The organism is Salinisphaera orenii subsp. halophila YIM 95161, assembly GCF_003732545.1.
Lineage (GTDB): Bacteria > Pseudomonadota > Gammaproteobacteria > Nevskiales > Salinisphaeraceae > Salinisphaera > Salinisphaera orenii_A.
In genome coordinates this window covers 102,222-127,483 of record NZ_AYKF01000077.1, presented here as the reverse complement: position 1 = coordinate 127,483, position 25,262 = coordinate 102,222, and the positions used below count along the sequence as shown (strand labels likewise).

Here is a 25,262-nt window from a genome sequence, read left to right as displayed (position 1 = left end):
CGGTGAAGATGTCCAAGACCCGCTATCCCGTGAATAAGCAGGCTTCCCCGCTTAAGTGAACGGCATTACGCCCGCGGGCGGCCTTTTTCATGGAGCGTGCGCCAAAGGAGCGCGTCGCGCGGGTCCGCGCTCGCCGTTCTCAGCCGGCTTGAGCCACGATCCGGAAGGCGAGCTCGCGCACCGCCTCGGACATGGCGCGGCCGATCACCGCCGGCTTGCGTTCGGAGCCGCCGATCGGCTGTGTGAGCCGCGTGTTGTCGCGCGCCACCACCGTCCCGCTGTCGGTATCGGTGACCTCCCAGCGCGCCGAAAGCACGACCTCCTCGCCGGCGGCCTGCGGCTCGAACATGTCCACGTCGACATCCACCTGGTAGGGCTGATCCCGCTTGTTCACGAGCTTCTCGTCGATGGTCTGCTGCAGCAGACGCGTCATCGCCACCGGCAGGCGCTCGGCCCACTTGGCATCCGGCAGGCGCGTGAGCACATAGGCGTCGCTGCGCACCTGGATGTCGTAGTTGTCCAAATACTCCGGCACGCGCACGCGGCGCACGTCCCAGTCGCTGGCCCGGGTGGCCGCACGCTCGTCCCGGGGCGGCGACAGCAGCACGTGCTGGACGGGCGGCACGCTGGCGCAGGCGCCCAGGGCCATGAGACAGACTGCGGTCACGCCGTGGCGGACGAAAGATTTCACTAGCGATCTCCTCCAAAGAGCAAGGCGTTCGGATCGCGCTCCAGGGTTTCGGCGAAACGCCGCAGCGAAGACGCGCCGGCCGACAGGTCGCGAAGCGTGCTCTGCAGATCCATCCGGGTATCCGAGCGCGGGTCCGTCAGGCCTTCCAGATTGCGCGACAGCTGGTTCAGGTTACGACTGGTCTGCTCGGCGTTTTCCAGCAGCCGATCGAACTGCGCGTCGCGCGAATCGATCTGTTGGTTCAGATTCTCGGACAATTCGCGCACGCTGGCCAGCGTCTGCTCGATCTGGCTGTTGCTGTTCTCCATGACGCGGCGCGCGCTCTCCATGGTTTCACGCGCGGTCGCGGTCGTGCGTTCAAGATTCGGCCCCAGCGTGGTGATGAGCGCGTCCATATCGTCGGCCAGGCGGATGGTCGCCTCCATCGTCTGGTTGACCGTTTCCAGCGTATCCTTCCAGGGCAGGCCACTGACCGTATCCTTGAGCTGCTCGATCTCGGAGGGTACGGCGGGGATCTCGGGCAGGTCCAGCGCGTCGTTCGACGCCACCCGCTTGGCCTCGGTGCCGGGCTGAAAATCCAGATTGACCGCCAGCTGCGACGTCACATAGCTCCACACCACCAGCTGGGCGCGCAGGCCGCGTTCGACGAGCTCCTCGGTGGTCACGTCGTCGCCGCTCGGCGCGCCGTCCATCATCACCGTATTGTTGCCGTTGATCTCGACGGTGACACCGATCCGGGCCCGACCGGCCTCGGAGTCCAGCCGCAGCTGCACGTTCTTGACCGTGCCCACCTGAACGCCGCGGAACAGCACCTTCGAGCCCTGGCTGAGGCCGAGGACGGACTGGTCGAAGAAGATGATCGCCTGGCGGTTGTTCGACAGGATGCGGGTACCGCCGAAGACCAGAACGGCTACCACGGCGAGCACGACCGCCCCCAGCAGGAACAAGCCGATGATGGTGTAGCTGCGGTTAGTTGCCATGAATCGGCTCCTCGTCGTCGCGCTCGGCGAGCGGCTCGCGATTGAGAAACGCACGCACGCGCGCATGCTCGGCCCGTTCGACGAGCTCACGCGGGTCGCCGTGGGCGATGGCGGTGCGCTGCTCGTCGTCCAGGTAGATGCTGTCGTCGGCGATGGTGAAGATACTCGGCAGCTCGTGGGTCACGGCCACCACGGACAGCGACAGCGCGTCGCGCAGCCGCATGATCAACGTATCGAGCCGCTGCGAGGTCATCGGGTCCAGCCCCGCGCTCGGCTCGTCCAGGAACAGATAATCCGGGTCGAGCGCGATCGCACGGGCGATGCCCGCCCGCTTCTTCATGCCGCCGGACAATTCGCTCGGCATGCGCGACTCCTGGCCGGCGAGGCCCACGAGCGCCAGCTTGAAGGCCACCTGGTCGCGGATCTCCGCCGCCCCGAGGCGCGTATGCAGCTGCATCGGCAGGGCCACGTTGTCGCCCACGGTCATCGAACTCCAGAGCGCGGTGCTCTGAAACAGCACGCCGATCCGGCGCTGCAGTGCGGCGCGTTCAGCAGCATCGCGCGTCCACAGACGCTGGCCGTCGAAGCTGATGTCGCCCTGTGCCGACTGCTGCAGATCGATCATGTGCCGCAGCAGCGTGCTCTTGCCGCAGCCGGACACGCCCATGATGACGAAGATGCTGGCCCGCGCGACGTGAAAGGACAGGTCCCGCTGCACCAGGGTCTCGCCGAAGTGCATGCGCAGATCGCGCACGACGATGCCACGATCGGGGGCGTTGGTATCGCTCAGGCGGGCCATGCTCAGACGCCCAGCGCATTCGTGCACAACGCGAAGATCGCGTCGATCACGATGATGCCGATGATCGACACCACCACCGTACGGGTCGCCGCGCGCCCGACCTCGGCCGCGTTGCGGCCCGCGCGCATGCCCATGTGGCAGCTGGCCAGCGCGATGAGCACGCCGAAACAAACCGCCTTGACGAAGCCGATCACGAAATGGCGCGCGGCGACCGCGTCCTCCAGACGCCCCAGAAAACTCATCGGCGAGGTGTTGAGCACGAGATCGCCGACGATCATACCGCCGACGATGCCCAGCGTCGCCGCATACAAAAACAGCAGCGGCATCATCAGCGTGAGCGCGGCCAGCCGCGGCAGCACCAGATACTCGAACGGGGCGACGCCGATCATGCGCAGGGCATCGATCTCCTCGTTGGCCTCCATCGTCGCCAGATGCGCGGCGAAGGTCGCCCCGACCCGCCCGGCCATGATGAAGGCCGTCATGATCGCGGCCATCTCGCGCGCGACCGCGATGCCCACGAGATCGGCGAGGTACAGCCCGGCGCCGAAGGCGTTGAGCTGCACGGCGCCGACGAAGCCCAGCACCGCGCCGATGAGCAGATTGACGACCGTGACCACGGGCAGCGATGCCGCCCCGGTCTCGCGCACGAGCGCGACGAAATCCGGCCAGCGCGCCTGGGCCCGACCGAGCGCGAGTCGCGGGGTTGCGGCCGCGGCGTTGCCCACCAGCCGGGCGACCAGCAGCACGGCGTCGAACTGGCCGCGCCCGCGCGCGCCCAGACGCGTGATCCAGCGTGGCCCACGCCCCACCGAAGCCGTCTGCGGTGCCGGGCGTGCGAGCGTCATCAGGGAGCGGATGCTCTCGGGCAACGCCCGGGTCCGGCTGTCGACGTCGCGCCGGTCCAGGCGCTGCTGGAGCGCATGGACCACCGCCGCGACCCGCGGATGGGCGCGGGTCAGCTCGCCGCCGTCGATGACCACGCGCACGGCGCCGTCCCGAGTCAGCGCCGCCGCCAGCGCCTCGGATGTCGGCAGCCGATGCGCCCGGCCCCAGTCGCCGGACAGGCGGAGCACCGACGTATCGGATTCGCGCTCGATACGATAGAGCGCGCTGTCGTCAGCAGCGGCTAGCGGCACGCGTTCCCACGAAGTCTCGAGAGGTCGCCGTTATTCTGACACGGCTTCGGACGTCGTCTGATCCCCGTACTCCGATTCGGGGTCCGGTGCGTAGACATCCCGCGTCGCTTCCATGCCGGCAGTCAGCGAGTCGCTGTTCTCGGTCCAGCCGCCGCCGAGCGCCTTGAAAAGATTGGCGGTGGCGGTGAAGCGATCGCGGATCGCCTCGGCCAGGTCGAGCTGGCTGGAGAACAGCTGACGCTGGGCGTCGAGCACGTCGAAATAGGCCGTGCGCCCGACGTCATAGCGGATCTGGGCCAGCTCCAGCGTCTCGCGATAGGCCGCGACCTGACGCTGAACCGCCTCGAGCCTCTCGTTGGTCAGATTGATCGCGACCAGGGCATCGCGGGTCTCGGCGAATGCCTGGCGCAGCGTCTGGCGGTACTGGATCTCGGCCTGTTGGCGCTGGGCCAGCGCAGTATCGTAGTTGGCCTGGCGCCGGCCGAAGTCGAGGATCGGCGCGGTGATGGCGCCGGACACACTCTGGGTCTCGGCGATCGGCTCGAAGAGATTGTCGATATCCAGCGCTTCGGTACCGATCATTGCCGACAGGTTGAAGGTCGGGAAGAAGCGGGCCTTGGCCACGCCCACGTTGGCGTTGGCCGCGATCAGCGAGGCTTCGGCCGCGCGCACGTCCGGCCGGCGCTCGACCAGCAGCGACGGCATGACCACCGGCAGCTCGTCCGGCAGGTGAACATCCTCGAAGCTGCCCGGTTCGATATCGGCATCCTGCATGATCTCGCGTGGCGACTGGCCGGTGAGGATGGCCAGCGACGAACGCAGTTCGCTGGCCTGTCGCTGCAGCGGCGCCAGCTGAGCGCGCGCGCTTTCCAGAAGCGAGCGTGTCTGCAGCAGGGTCAGCTTGTCGATGGCGCCCAGATCGTAGCGCTGCTGATCGAGCTCCAGACCGCGCTCACGCGTCTGGATGGTCTCGCGGGTCACGCGGATCTGGCGCTCCAGCGCGCGCAGCGACATATAGTTCGTCGCAACGTCGCTGACCACGCCGAGACGGATCGAGTCCTTGGTGTAGGCCGAAGACAGCAGCTGTGCGCGGGCCGATTCGCTGGCACGGCGCAGCCCGCCGAAGACGTCGAGCTCGTAGCTGAGCGTGGCGGCCACTGAGTAGTAGTCGTAGCGCCGGCCGCCGGCCGAGGCGGATCCTGAACCGCCACTCGACCCGCTCGCCGACGAGCCACCCCCACCCGACGTGGCCAGACTGGCCTTTTCGCGGGCGGCCTGGGCCTGGCCCTCGATAGTCGGGAACAGGTCGGCCTCGGCCAGCCCGAGCTGGGCCCGCGCCTCACGCAGCCGCGACGCCTGCAGTGCGATGTCGAGATTGTCGTCCAGCGCCTTGTCGATGAGCTCGTTGAGCACCGGGTCGCGGTAGCGCGTCCACCAGTACGCCATCGCGTCCTCCTGGGCGTCGCCGAGCAGGGTGGCGTCGAGCGCCGACTCCGGCAGTTCGAGATCCGGACGCTCATAGTCCGGTCCGACGGTGCAGGCCGACAGGCCCGCCACCGCGATCAACAGCGCGAACTTACGCATCGTTTTGGTGCTCATGGCTTTTCTTGCCGCCCAGCAAGCGACTGACTTTACTGGAACCGCGCTCGACGAGATCGTAGAACAACGGCACGAAGAGGATGGCGAAGAACGTCGCCGCCAGCATACCGCCGATCACCGCGGTGCCGATGGCGACGCGGCTGTTGGCCGACGCACCCGAAGCCAGCGCCAGCGGCACACAGCCCAGAATGAACGCCAGCGACGTCATCACGATCGGCCGGAAACGCAGCTTCGCCGCTTCATACGCCGCGGCCGCGGGGGTCTTGCCCTGTTCGCGGCCGATGACCGCAAACTCCACGATCAGAATCGCATTCTTCGCCGACAGGCCAATCAGCACGAGCAGACCCACCGAGAAATAGAGGTTGTTCTCGACGCCGCGCAGCCAAACGGCCACGAACGCGCCGAGCGCGGCGAACGGCACCGCCGTGATGACCGCGAGCGGCAGCGTCCATTTCTCATACTGCGCCGCCAGAATCAGGAAGACCATGAGCATGCCGAACAGCACCGCAATGCCGCCCGAGCCCGCGGCCGTCTCTTCCTGATAGGCCGTGCCGGTGAAACTCAACTGGTAGTCGCTGCTGTCAAGCACATCGGCCACGACCTGTTGAATCGCCTGATTCGCCTGCCCCGAACTGAAGCCGGGCGCGGGCGAGCCCATGATCTTGGCCGCCGGGAAGATATTGAACCGCTGGACCACGTCGGCCGCCAGCGTGCGCTCGGTGCTCACCAGCGAACTGACCGGAATCATCTCGCCGGTGCTCTCCGAACGCACGAACACGTCGGCCAGATCCTCCGGCTTCTCGCGATAGTCGGCATCCGACTGGATGTTGACCTGCCAGTTGCGACCCAGATACGTGAACTGATTGACATACAGCGAGCCGAACGTCGCCTGCAACGTGGCGAACAGCTGATCGATCGGTACGCCCAGCGACTTGGCCTTCTCGCGGTCCACGTCGAGACGATAGCGCGGCACGTCGGTGGTCAGGGTCGTACGCACCTGAGACAGCTCCGGCCGCTGGTTGGCCTCGGCCACGACCTTGCCGGCCGCCTCGCGGATCTCGTCGAAGTCGGCCCCCGTCAGACTTTGCAGATAGCCCTCGAAGCCGCCCGTCGTCGACAGGCCGATGATGGGCGGCGGATTGAAGGCGATGATCTGCGCCTCGGGGATCTGTGCGCCGAGCGCCATTTCCCGCTGGACCAGCGAGAAGGAATCCTGGTTCTCGCCGGTGCGTTTCCCCCAGTCCTTGAGGGTCAGAAAGGCGATGCCGGCGTAGGTCCGCCGTGCGCTGGCCAGGAAATCGTAACCGGCCACGCCGACCACGTCCGCCACTGCGGGCATGGCTTCCATGCTCTTTTCGATGACGTCGGCCCGGACTTCCTCGGTGCGCTGCAGCGAGGCCGCCGGCGGCAGCTTGTAGGTGGTGAAGATATAGCCCTGATCTTCTTGAGGCACCAAGCCACCCGGAACCTGCTGGGAGACGAACCAGGTCGCGGCGAGCACGCCGACGAACAGTATCAGGCCCAGCACCACCCGGCGCAGGAGCAGATCCACGCCCCAGAGATAGGCGCCGGTCGCCTTGTCGAACATGGCGTTGAACTTGCGGAAGAACCAGTTCGGCTGCTTCTCGCGCGGCTTGAGGAAGACCGCACACAACGCCGGCGTCAGCGTCAAGGCGACCAGACCGGAGATGCCCACGGACACGGCGATGGTGATCGCGAACTGCCGATACATCTGACCGGACAGGCCGCCGAGAAAGCCCACCGGCACGAACACCGCGGACAGCACCAGCACCACGGCGATGACGGGGCCGCTGACCTCCTCCATGGCCTTGAGGGCGGCCTCCTTGGGCGGCTTGCCCTCCTCGGTCATGATGCGTTCGACGTTCTCAATCACGATGATCGCGTCGTCGACCACGATGCCGATGGCGAGAATGAGTCCGAACAGCGTCAGCAGGTTGATCGAGAAACCGAGGGCGAACATACCCGCGAAGGTGCCGATCACCGACACCGGTATCGCCAGCAGCGGTATCAGCGTGGCCCGCCAGTTCTGCAGGAACAGGAACACCACCAGCACGACGAGGATGATCGCCTCGATGAAGGTGTGCTCCACGTCCTTGATCGAGGCGTCGACAAACTTCGTGGTGTCGAACGGGATCTCGTACTCGAGTCCGTCGGGCAGATTGGCCCCGAGCTCTTCCATCCGCGTACGGATACGCTCGACGGTGGCCAGTGAGTTCGCTCCGGGTGAGAGATAGACGGCGAACGGTACCGCCGGGTTCCCCGAGAACGAGCCGCTCGTGCCGTAGCTCTGCGCGCCGAGCTCGACGCGCGCGACGTCCTCGAGACGCAGAATCTGGCCGTTTTCCTGGCTGCGCAGGATGATCTGCTCGAACTGCTCCGGCGTGGAGAAACGACCTTCCGTGCTCGCGGTGTAGGTGAACTCGATCTCGTTCGGATTGGGCATGCTGCCGAAGCTGCCGGCCGCGAACTGCGAGTTCTGCTCACGCAGCGCCGACTGCACGTCGGTCGGTGTGAGCTCATAGCGGGCCATCTTGTTCGGATCCAGCCAGATCCGCATCGAGTAGTCCTGGCTGCCGAACAGACGCGCATCACCTACACCCTCGACGCGCTTGAGCTGGTCAATGACGTTGATCAGCGCGTAGTTGCTGATGTAAGTGGTGTCGTAGCTCTGATTCGGCGAAAACAGCGTGAGCACGGTCAGGATGTTGCTCGAACGCTTGTTCACCTGCACACCGGTATCGCGCACCGTCTGCGGCAGCTGCGAGGTGGCCGCCTGGACGCGATTGTTGACGTTGATGGTGTTCTGATCGGGATCGGTGCCGATAGCGAACGTCACCGAAATCTGAAGCGTGCCCGCGTCCGAGGACGTCGAGGTCATGTAGAGCATGTCCTGGACGCCGTTGATCTCCTGTTCGAGCGGCGCCGCCACGGTCTCGGCGATGTCCTCGGCGCTGGCGCCGGGATAGTTCGCCTGCACCACTACTTCGGGTGGCACGACATCCGGATACTGCGAGATCGGCAGCCCCTGCATGGCCAGCAGGCCCGCCAGTGTGATGATGATCGACAGGACGGTCGAGAAGACCGGCCGGTGAATGAAGAAACGCGAGATCATGGTTAGCGGTTCCGCTGGCCGTTCACGGCATAGGCCTCGTCGTGCACGACCGCGGTCAGCGGCTCACGCGGGGTCAGACGCAGTGCGGGCAGGTCGGCCGCCGCCAGCCCGTCGTCATCGTCGTCCGAGCCGGCTCGGCCCATCCCGGCATCGCCGCCGCCGTCGCCGTCGCGCGTGCCGCCGGAGCCGCCGGACTTGACCTTGACCGGCGCATCCGGCGAGACCTGACCGAGCCCGGACGTGATGACCCGGTCCCCCGCGGAAAGCCCGTCGTCGATCAGCCGGCCATCCTCGACCGTGGGCCCGAGGTCGACTTCCACGGCTTTCGCCTTGCCGTCGGCGACGACGTAGACCTGGGTGCCCTGATTGCCGTCGGACACGGCCTGTTCGGGCACGACGATACCGTCCTCGCGCGTTTCCAGCCGAATGCGGGCGCGCACATAGCGGCCGGGCATCAGACCGTTGTCGGGGTTGTCCACCGTGGCGCGCAGCTGCACCGTGCCCGTATCCGGATTGATGGTGCTCTGAGTGAAGTCGACGACGCCCTTGACCGGGAACTCCGACCCGTCGGGCAGGATGATCGTGGCCTCCCGGGTCTTGTCGTCAGTCGTTTCACCACCCATCGCCGACAGGGCCTTGCCGCGCGCGATCGCGTCGTTCTCCGGCAGCGCAAACAGCACCTGGACGGGGTCGAGCTGGGTGATCGTGGTCAGGCGCGTGCCGTTGGAGACCAGCGCGCCCTCGTCGATCTCGCGCAGGCTCGTCACCCCGGTCAGCGGCGCGTCGACCGTGGTGTAGCCGAGATCGATCTCGGCGCTGTCCAGATTGGCCTGGGCCTGGTCGACCGCCGCTCTCGCGGTCTCGATTTCGGAGAGCGCCTGATCACGCTCCGCCTCGCTGATCGCATCCGCCTCGTACAACTGTCGCGTGCGCGACCACTGGCGCTGGGCCTGGTTCAGACTCGCCCGCGCGCTGCCCAGCTCGGCCTTGCGCTGATTCACGGTGGCCTGGAAGGGTTTCGGATCGATGTTATAGAGCAGGTCGCCCTTCTCGACGATCTGCCCTTCCGTGTAATGCCGTTCCAGCAGAACGCCCTCGACGCGGGCCAGCACCTGAACCGTGCGCTGACCCTCCACGCGGCCGGGATATTCCGAGAACACGTCGACCCGGTGCGGCTCGACCTTCATCACGTCCACCGGTATCGGCGGCTGCTGTTGCTGGCCGCCGCCCTGCTGGGCCTGCGATTCCTCACCACCGCAGGCCACAAGACCCAGAGCGACCATGGCGGCCCCGGCGAGGCGCAGGAACCGTGCCCGCCCCGCAGGCATCGACAGAAAATCGTGCATGATGAAGAGACCCCGATCCGCAGGAGCTGGTGACGATAGCACGGCATGATACATACATTCGCGTATGTATGTAAGAGGGTTCTGCGCTATCCTATGTGCACTAACAGCCGCGGATGACGGAGCCATGGCACGCAAGACCAAGAGCGAATCGGCGCAGACGCGCGAACGCATTCTCGACGCTGCCGAAGTCGAGATGGAGGCGCGCGGCGTATCGCAGACCTCGCTCGAGCGCATCGCCAAGCGCGCCGCGGTCACCCGCGGAGCCATCTACTGGCATTTCGCGGACAAGAGCGCCCTGCTGCAGGCCATGATCTCGCGCACGGCGCTGCCGCTGCGGGACCTTCGCCAGTGTCTGAGCCAGCACATCCCCGGCGACGAGCCGCTGCGGCTGCTGCGGGAGATGCTGCTGCACGGCCTCCATCGGCTCGCCGGCGACCAGAAGCATCGGCGCGTCTGCCACATCATTCTGCACCGCTGCGAGATCACCGCCCAAGGGCATCCGGCCGAGGCTCTCCTCTCGGCGATGTTCGAGGAATCGCGCGAGGTGCTCCTGTCGCTGTGCCGCGAGATCGAGCGCCTCGGCCAGCTGCGCCCCGGCCTGACCGTGGACGCCGCCACCGACGTGCTGATGGCGTTCATGTCCGGCAACTACGAATGCACGCTGCGTCATCCGGGACTCTACGAGGTCGACCGCGACTGGGATGCGATCGTGGACAGCGTACTCTTCGGCCTGTTCGACACGACCGTGATCGCACCGCGTTCGGACCTCGCTGCGGGTTGAACCGCATCGCCCCCTGCAGATTCGGGGCGCATTCGCCCCAAGCGATCAGCAGGGTGCGGGCGCGGCGCGGCGCCGCGAAGGATTCCGGAAAACGATCCGCCCCGTACGCAATGCGCGCCCGCGACTCCGGTCCAATAGTGATGCACGTGCGCGGCGCGGCGCTAACGCGATGCGATGCATGGCCACAATGAAGGCGATGCCGCCGATGCAATAGCCGATGCGGCGATCAGGGACCGGTCGGCTGTCGCCCCGGCTCACAATCACTCGTAGGCGTCGGCTGCCGTGGCACGAAGCGGCACCCGCACCACGGGGCGCTGCTGTGCCGCGAGCCAGGGCGGAAGCCACGGCTTCGCGGGCGCCTGTTCGAGGCGGTCGAGATGAATCGGTCTCGGCACACCGTAGAAACGGGGCCGCGTGAACAGCACGAACAGGTCGGCGACCGCCTTGACCCGCGCGAGGTATTCGCGCGCCTCGGTGCGCAGCGGCTGACGCCGGTCCTCCTCCGACCGGATGTAGGCCACGGCATCGAGGCCCTGGTGACGGGCTATGAACAGCGCCCGGTAGGCATGGAAGCGCTGTGAGATCACCACGAATCGCTCGAGCCCGAAGATGCGGTTCGCGCGCAGCATCGAATCCAGTGTACGAAATCCGGCGAAGTCGAGCGTGATCGCCGCGTCCGGCACGCCCAGGCGCCGCAGCGCCTGGTACATCTTGCGCGGCTCGTTGTAGGTCCGGTCGGGGTTGGCGCCGGAGACCAGCAGATGCCGCACCCGGCCGGTCGCGTAGAGCTCCGCGGCCGCCAGCATGCGGTGCCGGAAAAGCAGGTTGCGGTTGCCGGAGCGGGTGTAGGGGCTGGTGCCCAGCACCACGCCCACATCGTGCGCGGCCAGCCGGTCGATGTCGTCGATCAGACGATCACGCGTCGCGCCGACCACCCAGCCGTTGATCGCCAGCATCGCCAGCAGGATGCAGCCGAGCGCGGTCAGCGCCCCGCGAACGAGCCGCGCGGCATGCGCGCGCCCGGCCCGCGGCGGCCTCCCCGCGCCCGCGGACATAGCGGAATTGTCAGCCATGGACCTCGAAATCGGCGTGAAGCCAGCGCGGACGAAATCCTACCAGCCCGGTCGCGAAAAAGCCCCTGCGCGATTCAGTCGGCCAACTGCGCGATCGCCGCGTCGAGGCCGTCGAGCGTCATCGGATACATGCGATCGGCCATGAGCTCGCGCGTCATCTGGATCGAGGGGGTGTAGTCCCAGCGCTGCTCGGGCTCCGGGTTCAGCCACACCGCGTCCGGAAAACTCTGCAGCAGTCGATCGAGCCAGACGGCGCCGGCCTCGGCGTTCCAGTGCTCCACCGAGCCGCCGGGGTAGGCGATCTCGTAGGGGCTCATGGTCGCGTCACCGACGAAGATCGCCTTGTAGTCGTCGGGATAGGTGTGACAGATGTCCCAGGTCGGAAAGACCTCGCTGCGGCGACGCCGGTTGTCGCGCCACATGCCCTCGTAGGGGAAGTTGTGGAAATAGAAGTATTCCAGATGCTTGAACTCGGCGCGCGCGGCCGAGAACAGGCTCTCGCAGGTCGCCACGTGATCGTCCATCGATCCGCCGACGTCGAAGAAGATCAGCAGCTTGACGGCGTTGTGGCGCTCCGGTCGCATGTGCAGGTCGAGATGGCCCGCGTTCTTGGCCGTCGCCCGGATCGTGCGGTCCATGTCGAGCTCTTCGTCCGCCCCTTCGCGGGCGAAGCGACGCAGCTTGCGCAGCGCCATCTTGATGTTGCGGGTGCCGATCTCCTGGCTGCCGTCCAGGTTCGCGAATTCGCGCTTGTCCCAGACCTTGACCGCACGCCGATGGCGCGAGCCGTCCTGACCGATGCGGATGCCTTCGGGATTGAAGCCATAGGCACCGAACGGCGACGTACCCGCCGTGCCGATCCATTTGCTGCCGCCTTCGTGACGCTCGCCCTGCTCTTCGAGGCGCTTCTTGAGCGTTTCCATGAGCTTGTCCCAGCCGCCCATGGCTTCGATCTGGGCCTTCTGCTCGTCGGAGAGCTCGAGCTGCTTCATCTTCTCGAGCCATTCGTCCGGGATATCGGTGGTCAGGTCCTCGGTGGCAGCCTGGATACCGTCGAAGTAGTGGCCGAAGACCTGGTCGAAACGGTCGAACTTGGCCTCGTCCTTGATCAGCGTCGCGCGCGAGAGATAGTAGAAGTTCTCCACGCTCATGCCGCCGACGTGCTGCTCCAGCGCCTCGAGCAGGGTCATGTATTCGGTGACCGACGGCTTGAGGCCGGCCTCGCGCAGTTCGTAGAAGAATTCGATCAGCATGGCGGACGCCGTGCGGCAGACGGAGGAGCGATGACGCGGCCGACTAGCCGCGCCGGGTCATGAACGCGAGACGCTCGAACAGATGCACGTCCTGCTCGTTCTTGAGCAGCGCGCCGTGCAGCGGCGGCAGTGCGTCCTTGGCATTCCGGCTGTGCAGCGCCTCGGCCGGGATGTCCTCGGCCAGCAGCAGCTTGAGCCAGTCCAGCAGCTCGGAGGTCGAGGGCTTCTTCTTGATGCCCGGCACCTCGCGCACGTCGAAGAACAGGTCCAGCGCGTCGGCGAGCAGATTCTTCTTGATGTCCGGAAAGTGCACGTCGACGATCTCGCGCATCGTGTCCTTGTCCGGAAACGCGATGAAGTGGAAGAAACAGCGGCGCAGGAAGGCGTCCGGCAGTTCCTTCTCGTTGTTGGAGGTGATGATGATGATCGGCCGATGGGTGGCTTCGATCGTCTGGTGCGTCTCGTAGACGTCGAAGGCCATGCGGTCGATCTCGCGCAGCAGATCGTTGGGGAACTCGATATCGGCCTTGTCGATCTCGTCGATCAGCAGCACCGGCTGGGTGTCGCAGGTGAAGCATTCCCACAGCGGCCCGGGCACGATGTAGTTGGCGATGTCGTGGACCTTCTCGTCGCCGAGCTGCGAATCGCGCAGGCGCGAGACCGCGTCATACTCGTACAGGCCCTGCTGTGCCTTGGTCGTGGACTTGATATGCCACTGGTAGAAGGGCTTGTCGAGCGCGGCCGCCACTTCCTCGGCGAGCAAGGTCTTGCCGGTACCCGGCTCCCCCTTGATCAGCAGCGGGCGGGCCAGCGTGGCCACCGCGTTGACGGCGAGCTTGAGATCGTCCGTGGCGACGTAGCGCTCGGTACCGGTGAATTGCGTAGTCATAGGCCTGACGATTGTCGAAAAACATGCGGGCCCGACCGGACCCACCGGCACCGACGCGCCGAAGACGTCGTCTCAGCCGGTGAACTCGCGGGCCCGCTCCTCGAGAACGGCGATGGCCGGCAGCGTCTTGCCCTCGAGAAACTCGAGGAACGCCCCGCCGCCGGTCGAGATATAGGATACCTGATCCTCGATCCGGTATTTCTCGATCGCGGCCAGCGTATCGCCGCCGCCGGCGATCGAAAAGGCCGAACTGCGGGCGATCGCCCGGGCCAGCACGTGGGTGCCGCCACCGAACTGATCGATCTCGAACACCCCGACCGGCCCGTTCCAGACGATGGTCGCGGCGTTGACCAGGATATCGGCGAAGGCATCCCGGGTCTTCGGCCCGACATCGAGAATCATCTCGTCGGACTCGAGTTCGCCGACCGGGCGCACCTCCGGATGCGCCTCGGGGGAGAGCTCCGTCGCCGCCACCACGTCCACCGGCAGCGGGATGTTGCCACCCCGCGACTGGATCTCGCGATTGATCAGACGCGCCGCGCCCACGAGATCGGGTTCGTGCAGCGACGCACCGACGTCGTAGCCCTCGGCGGCCAGGAAGGTGTTGGCGATGCCGCCGCCCACGATCAGCTGATCGGCGACATTGGCCAGGCTCTCCAGCAGCTCGAGCTTGCTCGATACCTTGGAGCCGCCGACGATCACCACCAGCGGCCGCTTCGGATCGAGCATCGCGGCCCGCAGCGACTCCACTTCGGCCGCGAGCAGCGGCCCGGCACAGGCCACCGGGGCGTAGCGGGCCACGCCCTCGGTCGAGGCCTGGGCCCGGTGCGCCGTACCGAACGCGTCCATCACGAAGACATCGCAGAGTGCCGCCATCCGTCGCGACAGGGTCTCGTCGTTGGCCTTCTCGCCGACGTTGAAGCGGACGTTCTCGCACATGACGATCTCGCCCTCGCCGACGTCCACGCCGTCGAGCCAGTCACCGACCAGACGCACCTCCTGGCGCAGCAGCTCGGAGAGATACTCCGCCACCGGTGCGAGGCTGTGCTCGCTGTCCGGCTCGCCCTCCTTCGGACGCCCGAGGTGCGACATGACCATGACCCGCGCGCCCGCGGCCAGCGCGGCCTTGAGCGTGGGTACGGACGCCTTGAGACGGCCGGCGGAACTGACCTCGCCGCCCACGAACGGCACGTTGAGATCCTGCCGGATCAGCACCCGCTTGCCGCGAAGATCCACGTCTTCCATTCTGAGCATCGCAGCCATGTCGCTTTCCTCGGTCATTGTTGTTGTACGTCCGCTCTAGCCGGCCTTGGCCAGCGCCAGCGCGGTGTCGAGCATGCGATTGGAGAAGCCCCATTCGTTGTCGTACCAGGAGCAGACCTTGATCAGCTTGCCGCCGGCGACCTTGGTCAGCGGCGCATCCACCGTCGAGGACACCGTGGTGTGGTTGAAGTCCTGGGAGACGAGCTCCGCCTCGCTGTAGGCCAGCACGCCCTTGAGCGGGCCTTCGGCGGCCTGCTTCAGCACGGCGTTGACCTCGTCGACCGAGGTCTCCTTCGACACCTGGGCGGTCAGGTCCACGAACGAGACGTTGATCGTGGGCACGCGCACGGCGAAGCCGTCGAGCTTGCCGTTGAGCTCGGGCAGCACCAGGCCCACGGCCTTGGCCGCACCGGTCTGGGTCGGGATCATGTTCTGGGTGGCGCTGCGGGCGCGACGCAGATCCTTGTGATAGACGTCCGACAGCACCTGGTCGTTGGTGTACGAGTGGATCGTGTTCATCAGCCCGTACTCGAGCCCGAAGGCGTCGTGCAGCGGCTTGACCAGCGGCGCCAGGCAGTTGGTCGTGCAGGAGGCGTTGGAAATGACCTTGTCATTCGCGTCGATCGACTCGTGGTTGACGCCGTAGACAATGGTCTTGATGTCGCCGGCCGGCGCCGAGATCAGCACCTTCTTCGCGCCGCCCTTCAGATGGGCGCTGGCCTTCTCCTCGCTGGCGAACAGGCCGGTGCACTCGAGCACGATGTCCACGCCGAGATCGCCCCAGGGCAGATCGGCCGGATTGCGCTCGGCCAGCACCTTGATCCGGTGGCCGTCGATCACGAGGTCGTCGCCCTCGACCGAGACTTCGCCCGGAAAGCGGCCGTGCGCGGTGTCGTACTGGGTCAGATGGGCGTTGGTGCTCGCATCCCCGAGATCGTTGATCGCCACGATCTCCATGTCGTTCTGGTGCGCGCCTTCATAGAGCGCACGCAGCACGTTGCGCCCGATGCGACCGTAACCGTTGATCCCTACTTTGACTGCCATATTCACCTCTGGACTGGAACAGGATTAAAGAATGGCCCGGGCGCTAGCCCCGGACCTGCTCGCGAAGCGCTTCGGCCACCGCATCCGCGGTCAGGCCGAAGTGTCTGTAGACCTCGTCCCCGGGGGCCGAGGCACCGAAATCGTCCACGCCGATCACGCGCCCGTTGGCGCCCACGAGCCGATACCAGGGATCGGACACGCCGGCCTCGACGGCCACCCGCGCGGTGATCTCCGCCGGCAGCACCGAGGCGCGATACGCCGCGCTCTGGGCGTTGAACAGTTCCAGGCACGGCATGGACACCACGCGAACGGCGATGCCCTCGCCCTCGAGCGTCCGGGCCGCCGCGACCGCGAGTTCGAGCTCCGAGCCGGTGGCGATGACCAGTGCCCGGGCCGCGTCGGCCGGCTCGCGCAGCACATAGCCGCCGCGTGCGATCGCGGCCAGCTGGTCGGCATCGCGGTCCTGGTGATCGACATCCTGGCGCGACAGCGCGAGCGCGGTGGGGCCGTTGGCGCGCTCGATCGCGGCCTGCCAGGCCACGGCCACCTCCACGTCGTCACCCGGGCGCCAGACGTGCAGATTCGGGATCAGGCGCAGGCTCGCCACATGTTCGACCGCCTGGTGGGTGGGCCCGTCCTCGCCGAGGCCGATGGAATCGTGCGTATAGACCAGGATGTTGCGCGAGCGCATGAGCGCGGCCATGCGCACGGCGTTGCGGGCGTAGTCGGAAAAGGTCAGGAACGTACCGCCGAAGGGCGTGAAACCGCCGTGCAGGCTCATGCCGTTGGTGATGGCGGTCATGGCGAACTCGCGCACGCCGTAGTACAGATAGTTGCCGCTGAAATCCCCCGCCGCGATCGGCTTGTGGCCGTCGAAATCGGTGCCGTTGGAGCCGGACAGATCGGCCGAGCCGCCGAACAGTTCGGGCAGCCCCGCCGCATAGGCGCCGATGGTGGCCTTCGACGACTTGCGGGTGGCGGTGCGCTTGCCGCTGGACTGGGTGTGTTCGATGAACTCGCGGCACAGCGCCGACCAGTTGCGCGGCATCTGACCGGCCATCCGACGCGAGAACTCGGCCGCGTCCTCGGGGTATTTCTCGGCATAGGTCTTGTGTGTGGCCAGCCAGTCCCGCTCGGCATCGGCGCCGGCCTGACGCTTGTCCCAGGCGGCGTAGATCTCGTCCGGGATCGCGAAGCGGGTCTCGTCGGACCAGCCCAGCTCGGCGCGCGCGGCGGCGATCTCGTCGTCGCCCAGCGCCGCGCCGTGCACGCCGGCCGTGCCCTGCATGCTGGGCGCGCCCCAGCCGATGACCGTGCGGCAGCAGATCAGCGTCGGCCGCGTCGTCTCCTTCTTGGCCGTCTCGATCGCGGTGTTGATCTCTTCCGGATCGTGGCCGTCGACCTTGCGCACCACCTGCCAGCCATAGGCCTCGAAGCGGGCCGGCACATCCTCGGTGAACCAGCCGCGCGTCTCGCCGTCGATGGAGATGCCGTTATCGTCGTAGAACACGATCAGCTTGCCCAGGCCCAGCGTACCGGCGAGCGAGCAGGCCTCATGCGAGATGCCCTCCATCAGGCAGCCGTCACCCGCGAAACACCAGGTGTGGTGATCGACCAGCGTCGCATCGTCCTTGTTGAAACGACTCGCCAGCGCGGCCTCGGCCAGCGCCATGCCGACGGCGTTGGCCAGCCCCTGGCCGAGCGGCCCCGTGGTCGTCTCGACCCCGGGCGTCATGAAATTCTCGGGATGCCCCGGCGTCTTCGAATGGAGCTGGCGGAAGCGCTTGATGTCGTCCAGCGAAAGCTCGTAGCCGGTCAGATGGAGCGCCGCGTACTGCAGCATCGACCCGTGGCCGTTGGACAGCAGGAAGCGATCGCGGTCGACCCAGTCCGGGTTGCCCGGATTCATCCGCAGATGGTCGTTGAACAACACTTCGGCGATATCGGCCATGCCCATGGGCATGCCCGGATGACCGGAGTTGGCCTGCTGGACGGCGTCCATGGCCAGGATTCGGATGGCGTTGGCGAGATCACGACGGGCAGGCATCGCTATCCTCCGGCGCAGCTTGACAAAGGCCGGCCATTGTCTACCAAAGGGCGCCCCCCGGCAATATGAATGATCGGTCCGCGACCCGAGCGGCCATTGGGTTTCGAGCGCATCGCCGCCGGCGCGGATCGGCCATCGCTCGCGCCGCACCCTGCGGAATCATGCATTTAAATTTGTTTTCGATGCGCTCGAAACGATAAGACAAACGAATGCCAAACGAAAAATAAAAGTAATCGTTATCAAATATTTGGGATATTTTTCCCATTATATGAACCGAGGCATGAATAACCGGGGTTATCGATGCCTTGAAAAGCCTGCGTTCGAACGCGTATGGGCCGCCTTGCGCTCGTGCTAGCGTCGAATCGAGCCGATATCCGGATTACCCACCCCTGACAACACAGACTGCGGTAGCCGGGCAGCGGCGGACACCAAGAGCACCGAAAGACAACTGGCATATCCCGACGCGCACGACGCCTGACACGACTCGATAACGCTGCGGCAGGCGGCGGCTCGTCACTCACGAGATCCGGAGGGGGTCGTCATGACCGACGAGACAGACCACGCCACGAAACACATCATCAGCGCCCGGACCGGGCGGCCGATCAGTTCGTCGCGCCGCCGATTCCTGGCCAACACGGGCATGTTCTCGGCCGGGCTGGTCGGCAGTTCACTGCTGGCCGCCTGCAGCGACGATCACGACGGCGTCGCCATCGGCCAGGACGACGACGCGGTCGTGATCGACGGGCCCGGCGATCAGGCGGTGCTGAACTTCGCGCTGAACCTCGAGTACCTCGAAGCGGAGTTCTATCTAAGGGCGGTCACCGGCATGGGGCTGGGCGACGACAGCATCGACGGCAACGGCTCGCCGGGCGATGTCGTGGGCGGCCGCCAGGTCGATTTCAGCGGCGAACCGCTGATCGGCCGCTATGCCGCCGAGATCGCGGCCGACGAACGCGATCACGTGCAGTTCCTGCGCGGTGCGCTCGGCGGCGGCGCGGTCGCACGACCCCGCATCAACTTCACCGACGCCTTCAACGCCGCGGGCATGGCCGCGCTCGGAATCGAATTCGACCCGTTCGCGAATCCGCTGAATTTCCTCATCGGCGCGTTCATTTTCGAGGACGTCGGCGTCAGCGCCTACAAGGGCGGCGCCCAGTTCATCCGCAACCGCGATTTTCTCACCGCCGCCGCGGGTCTGCTCGGCGTCGAGGCCTATCACGCCGGACTGGTACGCACCGTGCTCACCGCTCGCATGGACGAGACCGTGGCCGGCGACGTCACCGTCGAGGACGTGATCAACATGATCTCCGGTGCCCGCGACAGCCTCGACGGCGATGACGACATCGACCAGGGCATCTCGACCACCACCGTCTCGCTCAACGGCAACGATTACGACGCAACGAACATCGTGCCCACCGACGGCAACGGTCTGGCCTTCAGTCGCACACCGCAGCAGGTCCACAACATCGTCTACCTCACGCCTGAGGAAGCCGGCATGGGCGGCTTCTTCCCCAACGGCACGAACGGCACCCTCACGCGCAGCGGCGACCAGCTCGGCGACGGGGACTCCTCCGACGACTAGCATCCGCGCGGTTCGGCCCCGGCCCTTCGCGGGCCGGGCCGAGCTGCGACACGGCTAACCGACGGCTCCCGGACGGCCGGCCGCAGCGTCACCGCTCGGGAACCCGTCATCCGAGTTCCGCGAACCGGTGTTGCCGAGACGTCCGGCGCGCGGCATCCGGGGCGGCAAAGCAAGGTCGGCGCGATCCGCGGCGGTCTTGCCGGGTCGGCACCACCCCCGCCTCCCGGCCCGTCCGTTCGTCATTCGCGGGCCGCCAGAACGACCGAAAGCGCCGGCGCGTCGCATCAGGCGACCGTTTCGGCACGACCGCCGGCCGGACACGTCAACCGTTGGCCTGCAGCCGCGCCAGCCGGGCCGCAGCGGCCTCGAGCGTCGCGTCTCGCTTGGCGAAACACAGCCGCAGCAGCCGATTGTCCGGCGGCGATTCATAGAACGGCGACAGCGGCACGCCGACGACGCCCGCCTCACGCACGAGCCACTGACAGAAGCAGGCATCATCGACATCGCGCACGTCCCGATAGTCCACGAGCTGGAAATAGCCGCCGGGCACGTCCAGCAGCCGCAGCGGCGTGGCGGCCAGCAGCTCGCGGAAGCGATCGCGCCGGGCCTGATAGAACGCGGCCAGCCCGCGGTGATGCTCGGGCTCGAACGCCAGCATCTCGGCGAGGGCGTGCTGGGCGGGGGCGAAACTCGCGAAAGTCAGGTACTGGTGGATTCGACGCAGTTCCGCGGTGAGCGCGGGCGGCGCCACGCAGTAGCCGATCTTCCAGCCGGTGCAGTGATAGGTCTTGCCGAAGGAGCCGATCACGAAGCTGCGCTCGGCCAGTTCCGCGTGCCGCGACACGCTCTGGTGGATCGTGCCGTCGAAGACCATGTGCTCATAGACCTCGTCCGACAGCAGCACGATCTCGGTATCGCGCAGCACCCCGGCGAGCGCCTCGAGGTCCGCCGCGGACAATACCGCGCCGGTCGGGTTGTGCGGCGTATTGACGATCAGCATCCGGGTGCGCGGCGTGATCGCGTCGGCCAATCGCTGCCAGTCGATCGCGAACGACGGCGGTAACAGCGGCACGTGCACCGCCCGCGCGTTCTGGAGCGCGATCGCCGGGCCGTAGCAGTCGTAGGCCGGATCGAGCACGATCACCTCATCGCCGGCGCGAACCACGGCGGCGATGGCTGCGAAGATTGCCTCGGTCGCGCCGGAGGTCACGGTGATCTCGGTCGCCGGGTCGGCCGCGCGCCCGTCGCGTGCCGCGGTCTGGGCCGCGATCTGTTCGCGCAGCGCCGCCACGCCGATGCCGGGCGGGTACTGGTTATGGCCGTCGGCGACCGCCCGCGCCAGTGCTTCGGTCAGCCGGGCCGGCGGCGGGAAGTCGGGAAACCCCTGCCCGAGATTCACGGCCTCGTGGGTTCGCGCCAGCTCGGTCATGACGCTGAATATAGTGGTGCCCACACCCGGCAGCTTGCTCTCGATCGGCATCACATTCCCCCTGCATGTCCAGGCGGCATGCTAGCAGCCGCCTGTCGCTCGACCCGGCCATCGGCTATAATCGCGCTCGTCTTCAGGGCGGGGTGCGATTCCCCACCGGCGGTATGTCGATGTTCGACGAGCCCGCGAGCGCTTCGAGATTCCCTCGAAGGTCAGCAGATCTGGTGCGATGCCAGAGCCGACGGTCACAGTCCGGATGAAAGAAGACCTGCGCGCCTGCGCGACGCACACGCGGCACGGCCTGCCCTGAAACGTTGACTCTTTCGCCCGAGGACGTTTCATGCCATCGATCGACCCCCAGGATCATCCCCGACTCGCCGCTGCCGTGGCCGCGTTCCGCGACGGCCGGCCCGTGCTGTTGCTAGACGACGCCGACCGCGAGAACGAGGCCGACATCGTCGCGCCCGCGGAAACCCTGCAGCACGACAGCATGGTGCGCATGATCCGCAACGGCAGCGGCATCGTGTGTCTCTGCCTGGCCGGCGCCTACGTGGACGAGCTCGACCTGGCGCCGATGGTGCGTGACAACCGCGCCCGCCATCGCACCGGCTTCACCGTCTCGATCGAGGCCGCCGACGGCGTGACCACCGGCGTATCCGCCGCGGATCGCGTGACCACCATCGGCGCCGCACTGGACTCGCTCGAGGGTCGCCGCCGCATCGTCAGCCCCGGGCATGTGTTCCCGCTGCGTGCCCGCGACGGCGGCGTGCTCGAACGCCGCGGCCATACCGAAGGGTCGGTCGACCTCGCCGTGCTTGCCGGGCTGAAACCCGCCGCCGTGCTCTGCGAACTGATGAACGACGACGGCACGATGGCCGGCAACGCCGACATCGACCGATACGCCCGCGCAAGCGGCATGCCTGTCCTCACCATCGAGGACATCGCCGCATGGCGGTCGGCCCACGCGGCATGCTGCGCGTGAGGGCCCGCCACGGATGACGTCGTTGACCCGGCGGGCTATTCTTTCGCCATGAGTTCTGCCCCCACGCCGTCCGAGACCGCCGACACGCCGGCGCCCCAGGAATTCTCCATCGACGCGCTCGCCCGCGAGACCGGCACCACCGTGCGCAATATCCGCGCCTACCAGGATCGCGGCCTGCTGCCGCCACCGGAGCGCCGGGGCCGCAAGGGCATCTACAACGACGCCCATTTCTCGCGCCTGCGCATCATCAACCGGCTGCTCGAACGCGGCTACACCCTGGCCAATATCGGGGAGCTGATCGAGAGCTGGGAGCGCGGCAACGACATCGGCCATCTGCTGGGCCTGGAGACGGCCGTGGCCAGCCCCTGGTCGGACGAGGTCCCGGACTACGTCACCATGGCCGAGCTGCTGCGCAAATTCAGCGGCAACTTCTCGCGCAGCGCGCTGAGACGGGCGGTCGAACTCGACATCATCCGTCCCGAAGGCATGCGTTACCGCGTGCCGAGCCCGCGCATGCTGCATGCCGGCGCGGAACTCGTCGCCGCGGGCATACCGCTGGAGGACATGCTGGAAGTGGTCGCCTATCTGCGCAGCAACGTCGAGCAGGCGGCCGACGAGATGGTCAGACTGGTGGCCAAGCACGTGTTCGACCGCTACGGCGAGGGCCAGCTACCGCCGGCCGACGACATGCCCGCCCTGGCCGATCTGATCTGGCGTTTCCGTCCGCTCGTGGAGATGGCCGTGCTGCCCGAGGTCGCCCGCGCCATGGCCAAGGCCGCCGATCAGCACCTCGGGGATCGTCTGGCGCTGCTGATGGAACACCGACACGACCCGCGCTAGGCCCCGTTTCACTCGCGCGCCGCGTTCAAGGCCGCCAATCGTATCTGCCAGGGCCCGAGCCGCCGGCTCTGGGCATGCCACGACCCAGGCTTGCAACGCCGCCGGTCGCCCACGGTTATTGCAGGGCCGCCCCGAGCTTTCGGGACCGGCGTCGATGAGAGCGACAAGGTGCAGTCCAGCGTTACGGCAGGGTTGCACAGCGTGACCGCACGACACCTCGCCTTGCGGCAGGCCAGCGCTTGGCACGGACGCGTGCGAGATGGCTGCACGCCCTGGACGTCGTCGGATCGTAATGTCCTGATTTCAGCGACTTGGAAGAATAGCGCTGGGTAAGTTGCGGCACCGCGTCATTTGTGACATCGTTTGATGTAACGATTACATCAAACGAAGAAATGCCGAATACGCTCAGCCGCTCGAACAGCGAACGGAACACGCATCGCGCCACCATCCGGAGCGACGGCGTCGATCTCGCCGTGTTCGCGCGCGGCGAGCCCGACCGCCCCACGCTGGTGTTCGTGCACGGCTACCCGGACACCCACGCGGTCTGGGACCGCGTGATCGACCGCCTCGCCGACGACTTCCACTGCGTCAGCTTCGACGTGCGCGGCGCCGGGGCCTCGGCGCGGCCGCGCCCCACCCGCGCCTATCGACTGTCACGCCTGGCCGCCGACCTGATCGCCGTGATCGACTGGGCCAGCCCCGACGCGCCGGTGCACCTCGTCGGCCACGACTGGGGCTCGATCCAGAGCTGGGAGGTCGTCACCGACCCGGCGTTCGCAGGTCGGCTCGCCGGCTTCACCTCGATTTCCGGTCCCTGCCTCGATCACGCCGGCCACTGGCTGCGCGCGCAGCGGCGGTCGGATCCGTCGGGGCTGCGGCGCCAACTCCGCAAGTCGTGGTACATCGCGGCCCTGCACGTCCCGCTGCTGCCGCAGTTGGCGTGGCACGGGCCGCTCGGCGCGCGCTGGCCGCACACGCTCGCCGCGCTAGAGGGCGAGCGCCTGCCCACGAGCGCCACCCTGGCACGCGACGGCGCCCACGGCGCAAAGCTCTATCGCGCCAACATGCTGCCCCGACTCATGTGCCCGCGCGATCGCCGCGCGCGCTGCCCGGTGCAGATCGTCGTACCGCAACGCGACGCCTTTGTCGGACCAGGTTTTGTAGACGATCTGGGGCGCTGGGTGGCCGACCTCGAGGTCGTGCGCATCGACGCCGCGCACTGGGCGATCCAGACCCACCCGGACACCGTCGCCGATCATTGCCGTGCGTTCGCTCGAGGCCACGTCGCCGCGCACCCGGACCCGGCCCCGGTCCCGCAAACGGGTCATAAGCCGGAATCTCCCGCCCATCGACCCCCGGAGGCATCCCATGGATGAGGCGACCATCGAACTCGCCCCGCATGCCGAAGGCTGCAGCGGCCCGGTCATGCCCGAGCGGCGCGACCTGCATTTCCTGCCGCCGGGCGATCGCATCTGCGACTGGCACCAGGCCGGGCCGAACGTGACCCAGTTCATGAACGCGCTCTCGCTGTTCTTTCCGGCCGGCGAGCGCATGTTCATCGACGCCGTACGCGCCTATCGCGACGAGATTCCGGACCCCGACCTGCGCAAGGCGGCCACCGCGTTCATCGGCCAGGAAGCCATGCATTCGCGCGAGCACATCGAGTACAACCAGCTCATGGATGCGGCCGGCCTGCCGGCCAGCGAGCTGGATGCCCAGGTCTGGGCGCATACCGAATACGTGAAGAAACACAGCAGCAAGGTCACGCCGCTGCTGATGACCATCGCGCTCGAGCATTTCACCGCGCTCATGGGCGACACCCTGTTGCGCCATCCCGAACAGATGGCCGGCTCACAGGAAGACTACGAGCGCATGTGGCGCTGGCACGCGCTCGAGGAAGTCGAACACAAGGCCGTGGCGTTTGATGTCTACGAAAAATGCGTCGGCCGCGGGCCCAAAGCCTACGCCATGCGCAGCGCGATCATGCTCACGACCACGGCCACGTTCTGGCCGCACGTGATGATGTTCTATCGCCGCCTGGCCGCCGCCGACCCGGCCTGTCGCGAGGCCGGCTGGCGCGGGCACCTGCATCTCGCGAATTTCATGCTCGGCAAACCCGGCTATCTGCGCAGGCTGCTGCCCGAGTATCTCGCCTACTTCAGATACAGCTTCCATCCGTGGCAGCAGAACAACGCCGATCTACTCGCCGAGATCGACGAACTCGTCGACGACGCCGAAGCCGCCTACGCCGAACACAAGGCCGCCTGAGCCGAAGGACGGTCTATCCACGAGATCCCCGCGACCCCGAATCCACCCCAGGAGGATGACATGAGCAAGAACGCATCCGATGTCGCCAAGAAGCCCCCCACGCCGAACGCGAGATTCCGCACAGCGA

Annotated in this window: 20 protein-coding genes and 1 riboswitch; of the genes, 6 read left to right on the top strand and 14 right to left on the bottom strand. The window is 66.9% G+C overall.

Features of this window, described 5'->3' with window-relative positions:
* Window positions 1-139 precede the first annotated feature (139 nt).
* Genes SAHL_RS08580 through SAHL_RS08550 form a run of 7 tightly spaced genes read right to left on the bottom strand, consistent with a single transcriptional unit; the run spans window position 140 to window position 9,684 of the window.
* On the bottom strand, window positions 140-691 hold the full coding sequence (locus tag SAHL_RS08580) for a PqiC family protein (protein ID WP_123630954.1): 552 nt from the start codon (window positions 689-691) through the stop codon (window positions 140-142).
* Window positions 691-1,671 carry an MlaD family protein gene (locus tag SAHL_RS08575; protein ID WP_184947549.1) on the bottom strand — a complete coding sequence of 327 codons (981 nt, stop codon included), beginning with the start codon at window positions 1,669-1,671 and terminating at the stop codon, window positions 691-693. Before SAHL_RS08575 ends, SAHL_RS08580 begins: the two co-directional genes overlap by 1 nt.
* Window positions 1,661-2,470 carry an ABC transporter ATP-binding protein gene (locus tag SAHL_RS08570; protein ID WP_123590985.1) on the bottom strand — a complete coding sequence of 270 codons (810 nt, stop codon included), beginning with the start codon at window positions 2,468-2,470 and terminating at the stop codon, window positions 1,661-1,663. The genes SAHL_RS08575 and SAHL_RS08570 overlap by 11 nt, the downstream gene beginning before the upstream one ends.
* 2 nt (window positions 2,471-2,472) lie before the next feature.
* Entirely contained in the window at window positions 2,473-3,606 is a 1,134-nt protein-coding gene (locus SAHL_RS08565; RefSeq protein WP_123590984.1) for an ABC transporter permease, read from the bottom strand.
* Window positions 3,607-3,636: 30 nt separating this feature from the next.
* Entirely contained in the window at window positions 3,637-5,205 is a 1,569-nt protein-coding gene (locus SAHL_RS08560; protein WP_123590983.1) for an efflux transporter outer membrane subunit, read from the bottom strand.
* Window positions 5,183-8,338, bottom strand: a complete 3,156-nt coding sequence (locus tag SAHL_RS08555) for an efflux RND transporter permease subunit (protein WP_123590982.1) — start codon at window positions 8,336-8,338, stop codon at window positions 5,183-5,185. Before SAHL_RS08555 ends, SAHL_RS08560 begins: the two co-directional genes overlap by 23 nt.
* Before the next feature lie 2 nt (window positions 8,339-8,340).
* Window positions 8,341-9,684 (bottom strand): efflux RND transporter periplasmic adaptor subunit, encoded by a 1,344-nt coding sequence (locus tag SAHL_RS08550; RefSeq protein ID WP_184947546.1) that lies wholly within the window; start codon window positions 9,682-9,684, stop codon window positions 8,341-8,343.
* A gap of 124 nt (window positions 9,685-9,808) precedes the next feature.
* On the opposite strand from SAHL_RS08550, the gene SAHL_RS08545 reads away from it, so the two are divergent.
* On the top strand, window positions 9,809-10,465 hold the full coding sequence (locus SAHL_RS08545; RefSeq protein WP_184947544.1) for a TetR family transcriptional regulator: 657 nt from the start codon (window positions 9,809-9,811) through the stop codon (window positions 10,463-10,465).
* 260 nt (window positions 10,466-10,725) lie between these two features.
* On the opposite strand, the gene SAHL_RS08540 is transcribed toward SAHL_RS08545, so the two are convergent.
* The 6 genes from SAHL_RS08540 to tkt form a co-directional block, all read right to left on the bottom strand.
* A complete protein-coding gene (locus SAHL_RS08540) occupies window positions 10,726-11,538 on the bottom strand; it encodes a SanA/YdcF family protein (RefSeq protein WP_123590980.1) in 813 nt (270 codons plus the stop codon).
* Between the two features lie 74 nt (window positions 11,539-11,612).
* Window positions 11,613-12,791, bottom strand: a complete 1,179-nt coding sequence (locus SAHL_RS08535) for a vWA domain-containing protein (RefSeq protein WP_123590979.1) — start codon at window positions 12,789-12,791, stop codon at window positions 11,613-11,615.
* Window positions 12,792-12,834: 43 nt separating this feature from the next.
* Window positions 12,835-13,680 (bottom strand): AAA family ATPase, encoded by an 846-nt coding sequence (locus tag SAHL_RS08530; RefSeq protein WP_123590978.1) that lies wholly within the window; start codon window positions 13,678-13,680, stop codon window positions 12,835-12,837.
* A gap of 72 nt (window positions 13,681-13,752) precedes the next feature.
* Window positions 13,753-14,961 carry a phosphoglycerate kinase gene (locus SAHL_RS08525; RefSeq protein ID WP_342782242.1) on the bottom strand — a complete coding sequence of 403 codons (1,209 nt, stop codon included), beginning with the start codon at window positions 14,959-14,961 and terminating at the stop codon, window positions 13,753-13,755.
* Window positions 14,962-14,979: 18 nt separating this feature from the next.
* Window positions 14,980-15,987: a type I glyceraldehyde-3-phosphate dehydrogenase gene (gap, locus tag SAHL_RS08520; protein WP_123590977.1), complete on the bottom strand. Its 1,008-nt coding sequence runs from the start codon at window positions 15,985-15,987 to the stop codon at window positions 14,980-14,982.
* 43 nt (window positions 15,988-16,030) lie between these two features.
* Window positions 16,031-18,034, bottom strand: coding sequence for a transketolase (gene tkt / locus SAHL_RS08515; RefSeq protein WP_123590976.1), 2,004 nt, complete (start codon window positions 18,032-18,034; stop codon window positions 16,031-16,033).
* Between the two features lie 541 nt (window positions 18,035-18,575).
* Between tkt and SAHL_RS08510 the strand changes: the two genes are divergently transcribed.
* Window positions 18,576-19,616 (top strand): ferritin-like domain-containing protein, encoded by a 1,041-nt coding sequence (locus SAHL_RS08510; RefSeq protein WP_221177886.1) that lies wholly within the window; start codon window positions 18,576-18,578, stop codon window positions 19,614-19,616.
* A gap of 322 nt (window positions 19,617-19,938) precedes the next feature.
* Here the strand turns inward: SAHL_RS08510 and SAHL_RS08505 are convergent, their stop codons facing one another.
* Window positions 19,939-21,096, bottom strand: a complete 1,158-nt coding sequence (locus tag SAHL_RS08505; RefSeq protein WP_123590975.1) for a methionine aminotransferase — start codon at window positions 21,094-21,096, stop codon at window positions 19,939-19,941.
* A 74-nt stretch (window positions 21,097-21,170) separates the two neighbouring features.
* Window positions 21,171-21,317: riboswitch (FMN riboswitch) on the top strand.
* A gap of 68 nt (window positions 21,318-21,385) precedes the next feature.
* Here SAHL_RS08505 and ribB point away from each other — a divergent pair.
* The 4 genes from ribB to SAHL_RS08485 all read left to right on the top strand — a co-directional run bounded on the left by ribB (window position 21,386) and on the right by SAHL_RS08485 (window position 25,135).
* Window positions 21,386-22,027 carry a 3,4-dihydroxy-2-butanone-4-phosphate synthase gene (ribB, locus tag SAHL_RS08500; RefSeq protein WP_123590974.1) on the top strand — a complete coding sequence of 214 codons (642 nt, stop codon included), beginning with the start codon at window positions 21,386-21,388 and terminating at the stop codon, window positions 22,025-22,027.
* Between the two features lie 48 nt (window positions 22,028-22,075).
* Window positions 22,076-22,867, top strand: a complete 792-nt coding sequence (locus tag SAHL_RS08495) for a MerR family transcriptional regulator (RefSeq protein ID WP_123590973.1) — start codon at window positions 22,076-22,078, stop codon at window positions 22,865-22,867.
* 392 nt (window positions 22,868-23,259) lie between these two features.
* Window positions 23,260-24,243, top strand: coding sequence for an alpha/beta fold hydrolase (locus SAHL_RS08490; RefSeq protein WP_123590972.1), 984 nt, complete (start codon window positions 23,260-23,262; stop codon window positions 24,241-24,243).
* A complete protein-coding gene (locus SAHL_RS08485) occupies window positions 24,236-25,135 on the top strand; it encodes a metal-dependent hydrolase (protein ID WP_123590971.1) in 900 nt (299 codons plus the stop codon). The genes SAHL_RS08490 and SAHL_RS08485 overlap by 8 nt, the downstream gene beginning before the upstream one ends.
* Window positions 25,136-25,262 lie beyond the last annotated feature (127 nt).

Excerpts from the sequence above, each read along its gene's own strand:
- SAHL_RS08545 (WP_184947544.1), top strand. The coding sequence starts at position 9,809 with ATGGCACGCAAGACCAAGAGCGAATCGGCGCAGACGCGCGAACGCATT.
- SAHL_RS08525 (WP_342782242.1), bottom strand. The coding sequence starts at position 14,961 with ATGACCGAGGAAAGCGACATGGCTGCGATGCTCAGAATGGAAGACGTG.
- SAHL_RS08530 (WP_123590978.1), bottom strand. The coding sequence starts at position 13,680 with ATGACTACGCAATTCACCGGTACCGAGCGCTACGTCGCCACGGACGAT.
- SAHL_RS08575 (WP_184947549.1), bottom strand. The coding sequence starts at position 1,671 with ATGGCAACTAACCGCAGCTACACCATCATCGGCTTGTTCCTGCTGGGG.
- SAHL_RS08510 (WP_221177886.1), top strand. The coding sequence starts at position 18,576 with ATGACCGACGAGACAGACCACGCCACGAAACACATCATCAGCGCCCGG.
- tkt (WP_123590976.1), bottom strand. The coding sequence starts at position 18,034 with ATGCCTGCCCGTCGTGATCTCGCCAACGCCATCCGAATCCTGGCCATG.
- gap (WP_123590977.1), bottom strand. The coding sequence starts at position 15,987 with ATGGCAGTCAAAGTAGGGATCAACGGTTACGGTCGCATCGGGCGCAAC.
- SAHL_RS08505 (WP_123590975.1), bottom strand. The coding sequence starts at position 21,096 with ATGCCGATCGAGAGCAAGCTGCCGGGTGTGGGCACCACTATATTCAGC.
- SAHL_RS08535 (WP_123590979.1), bottom strand. The coding sequence starts at position 12,791 with ATGCTGATCGAATTCTTCTACGAACTGCGCGAGGCCGGCCTCAAGCCG.
- SAHL_RS08550 (WP_184947546.1), bottom strand. The coding sequence starts at position 9,684 with ATGCACGATTTTCTGTCGATGCCTGCGGGGCGGGCACGGTTCCTGCGC.
- SAHL_RS08560 (WP_123590983.1), bottom strand. The coding sequence starts at position 5,205 with ATGAGCACCAAAACGATGCGTAAGTTCGCGCTGTTGATCGCGGTGGCG.
- SAHL_RS08485 (WP_123590971.1), top strand. The coding sequence starts at position 24,236 with ATGGATGAGGCGACCATCGAACTCGCCCCGCATGCCGAAGGCTGCAGC.
- ribB (WP_123590974.1), top strand. The coding sequence starts at position 21,386 with ATGCCATCGATCGACCCCCAGGATCATCCCCGACTCGCCGCTGCCGTG.
- SAHL_RS08555 (WP_123590982.1), bottom strand. The coding sequence starts at position 8,338 with ATGATCTCGCGTTTCTTCATTCACCGGCCGGTCTTCTCGACCGTCCTG.
- SAHL_RS08490 (WP_123590972.1), top strand. The coding sequence starts at position 23,260 with ATGCCGAATACGCTCAGCCGCTCGAACAGCGAACGGAACACGCATCGC.
- SAHL_RS08540 (WP_123590980.1), bottom strand. The coding sequence starts at position 11,538 with ATGGCTGACAATTCCGCTATGTCCGCGGGCGCGGGGAGGCCGCCGCGG.
- SAHL_RS08495 (WP_123590973.1), top strand. The coding sequence starts at position 22,076 with ATGAGTTCTGCCCCCACGCCGTCCGAGACCGCCGACACGCCGGCGCCC.
- SAHL_RS08570 (WP_123590985.1), bottom strand. The coding sequence starts at position 2,470 with ATGGCCCGCCTGAGCGATACCAACGCCCCCGATCGTGGCATCGTCGTG.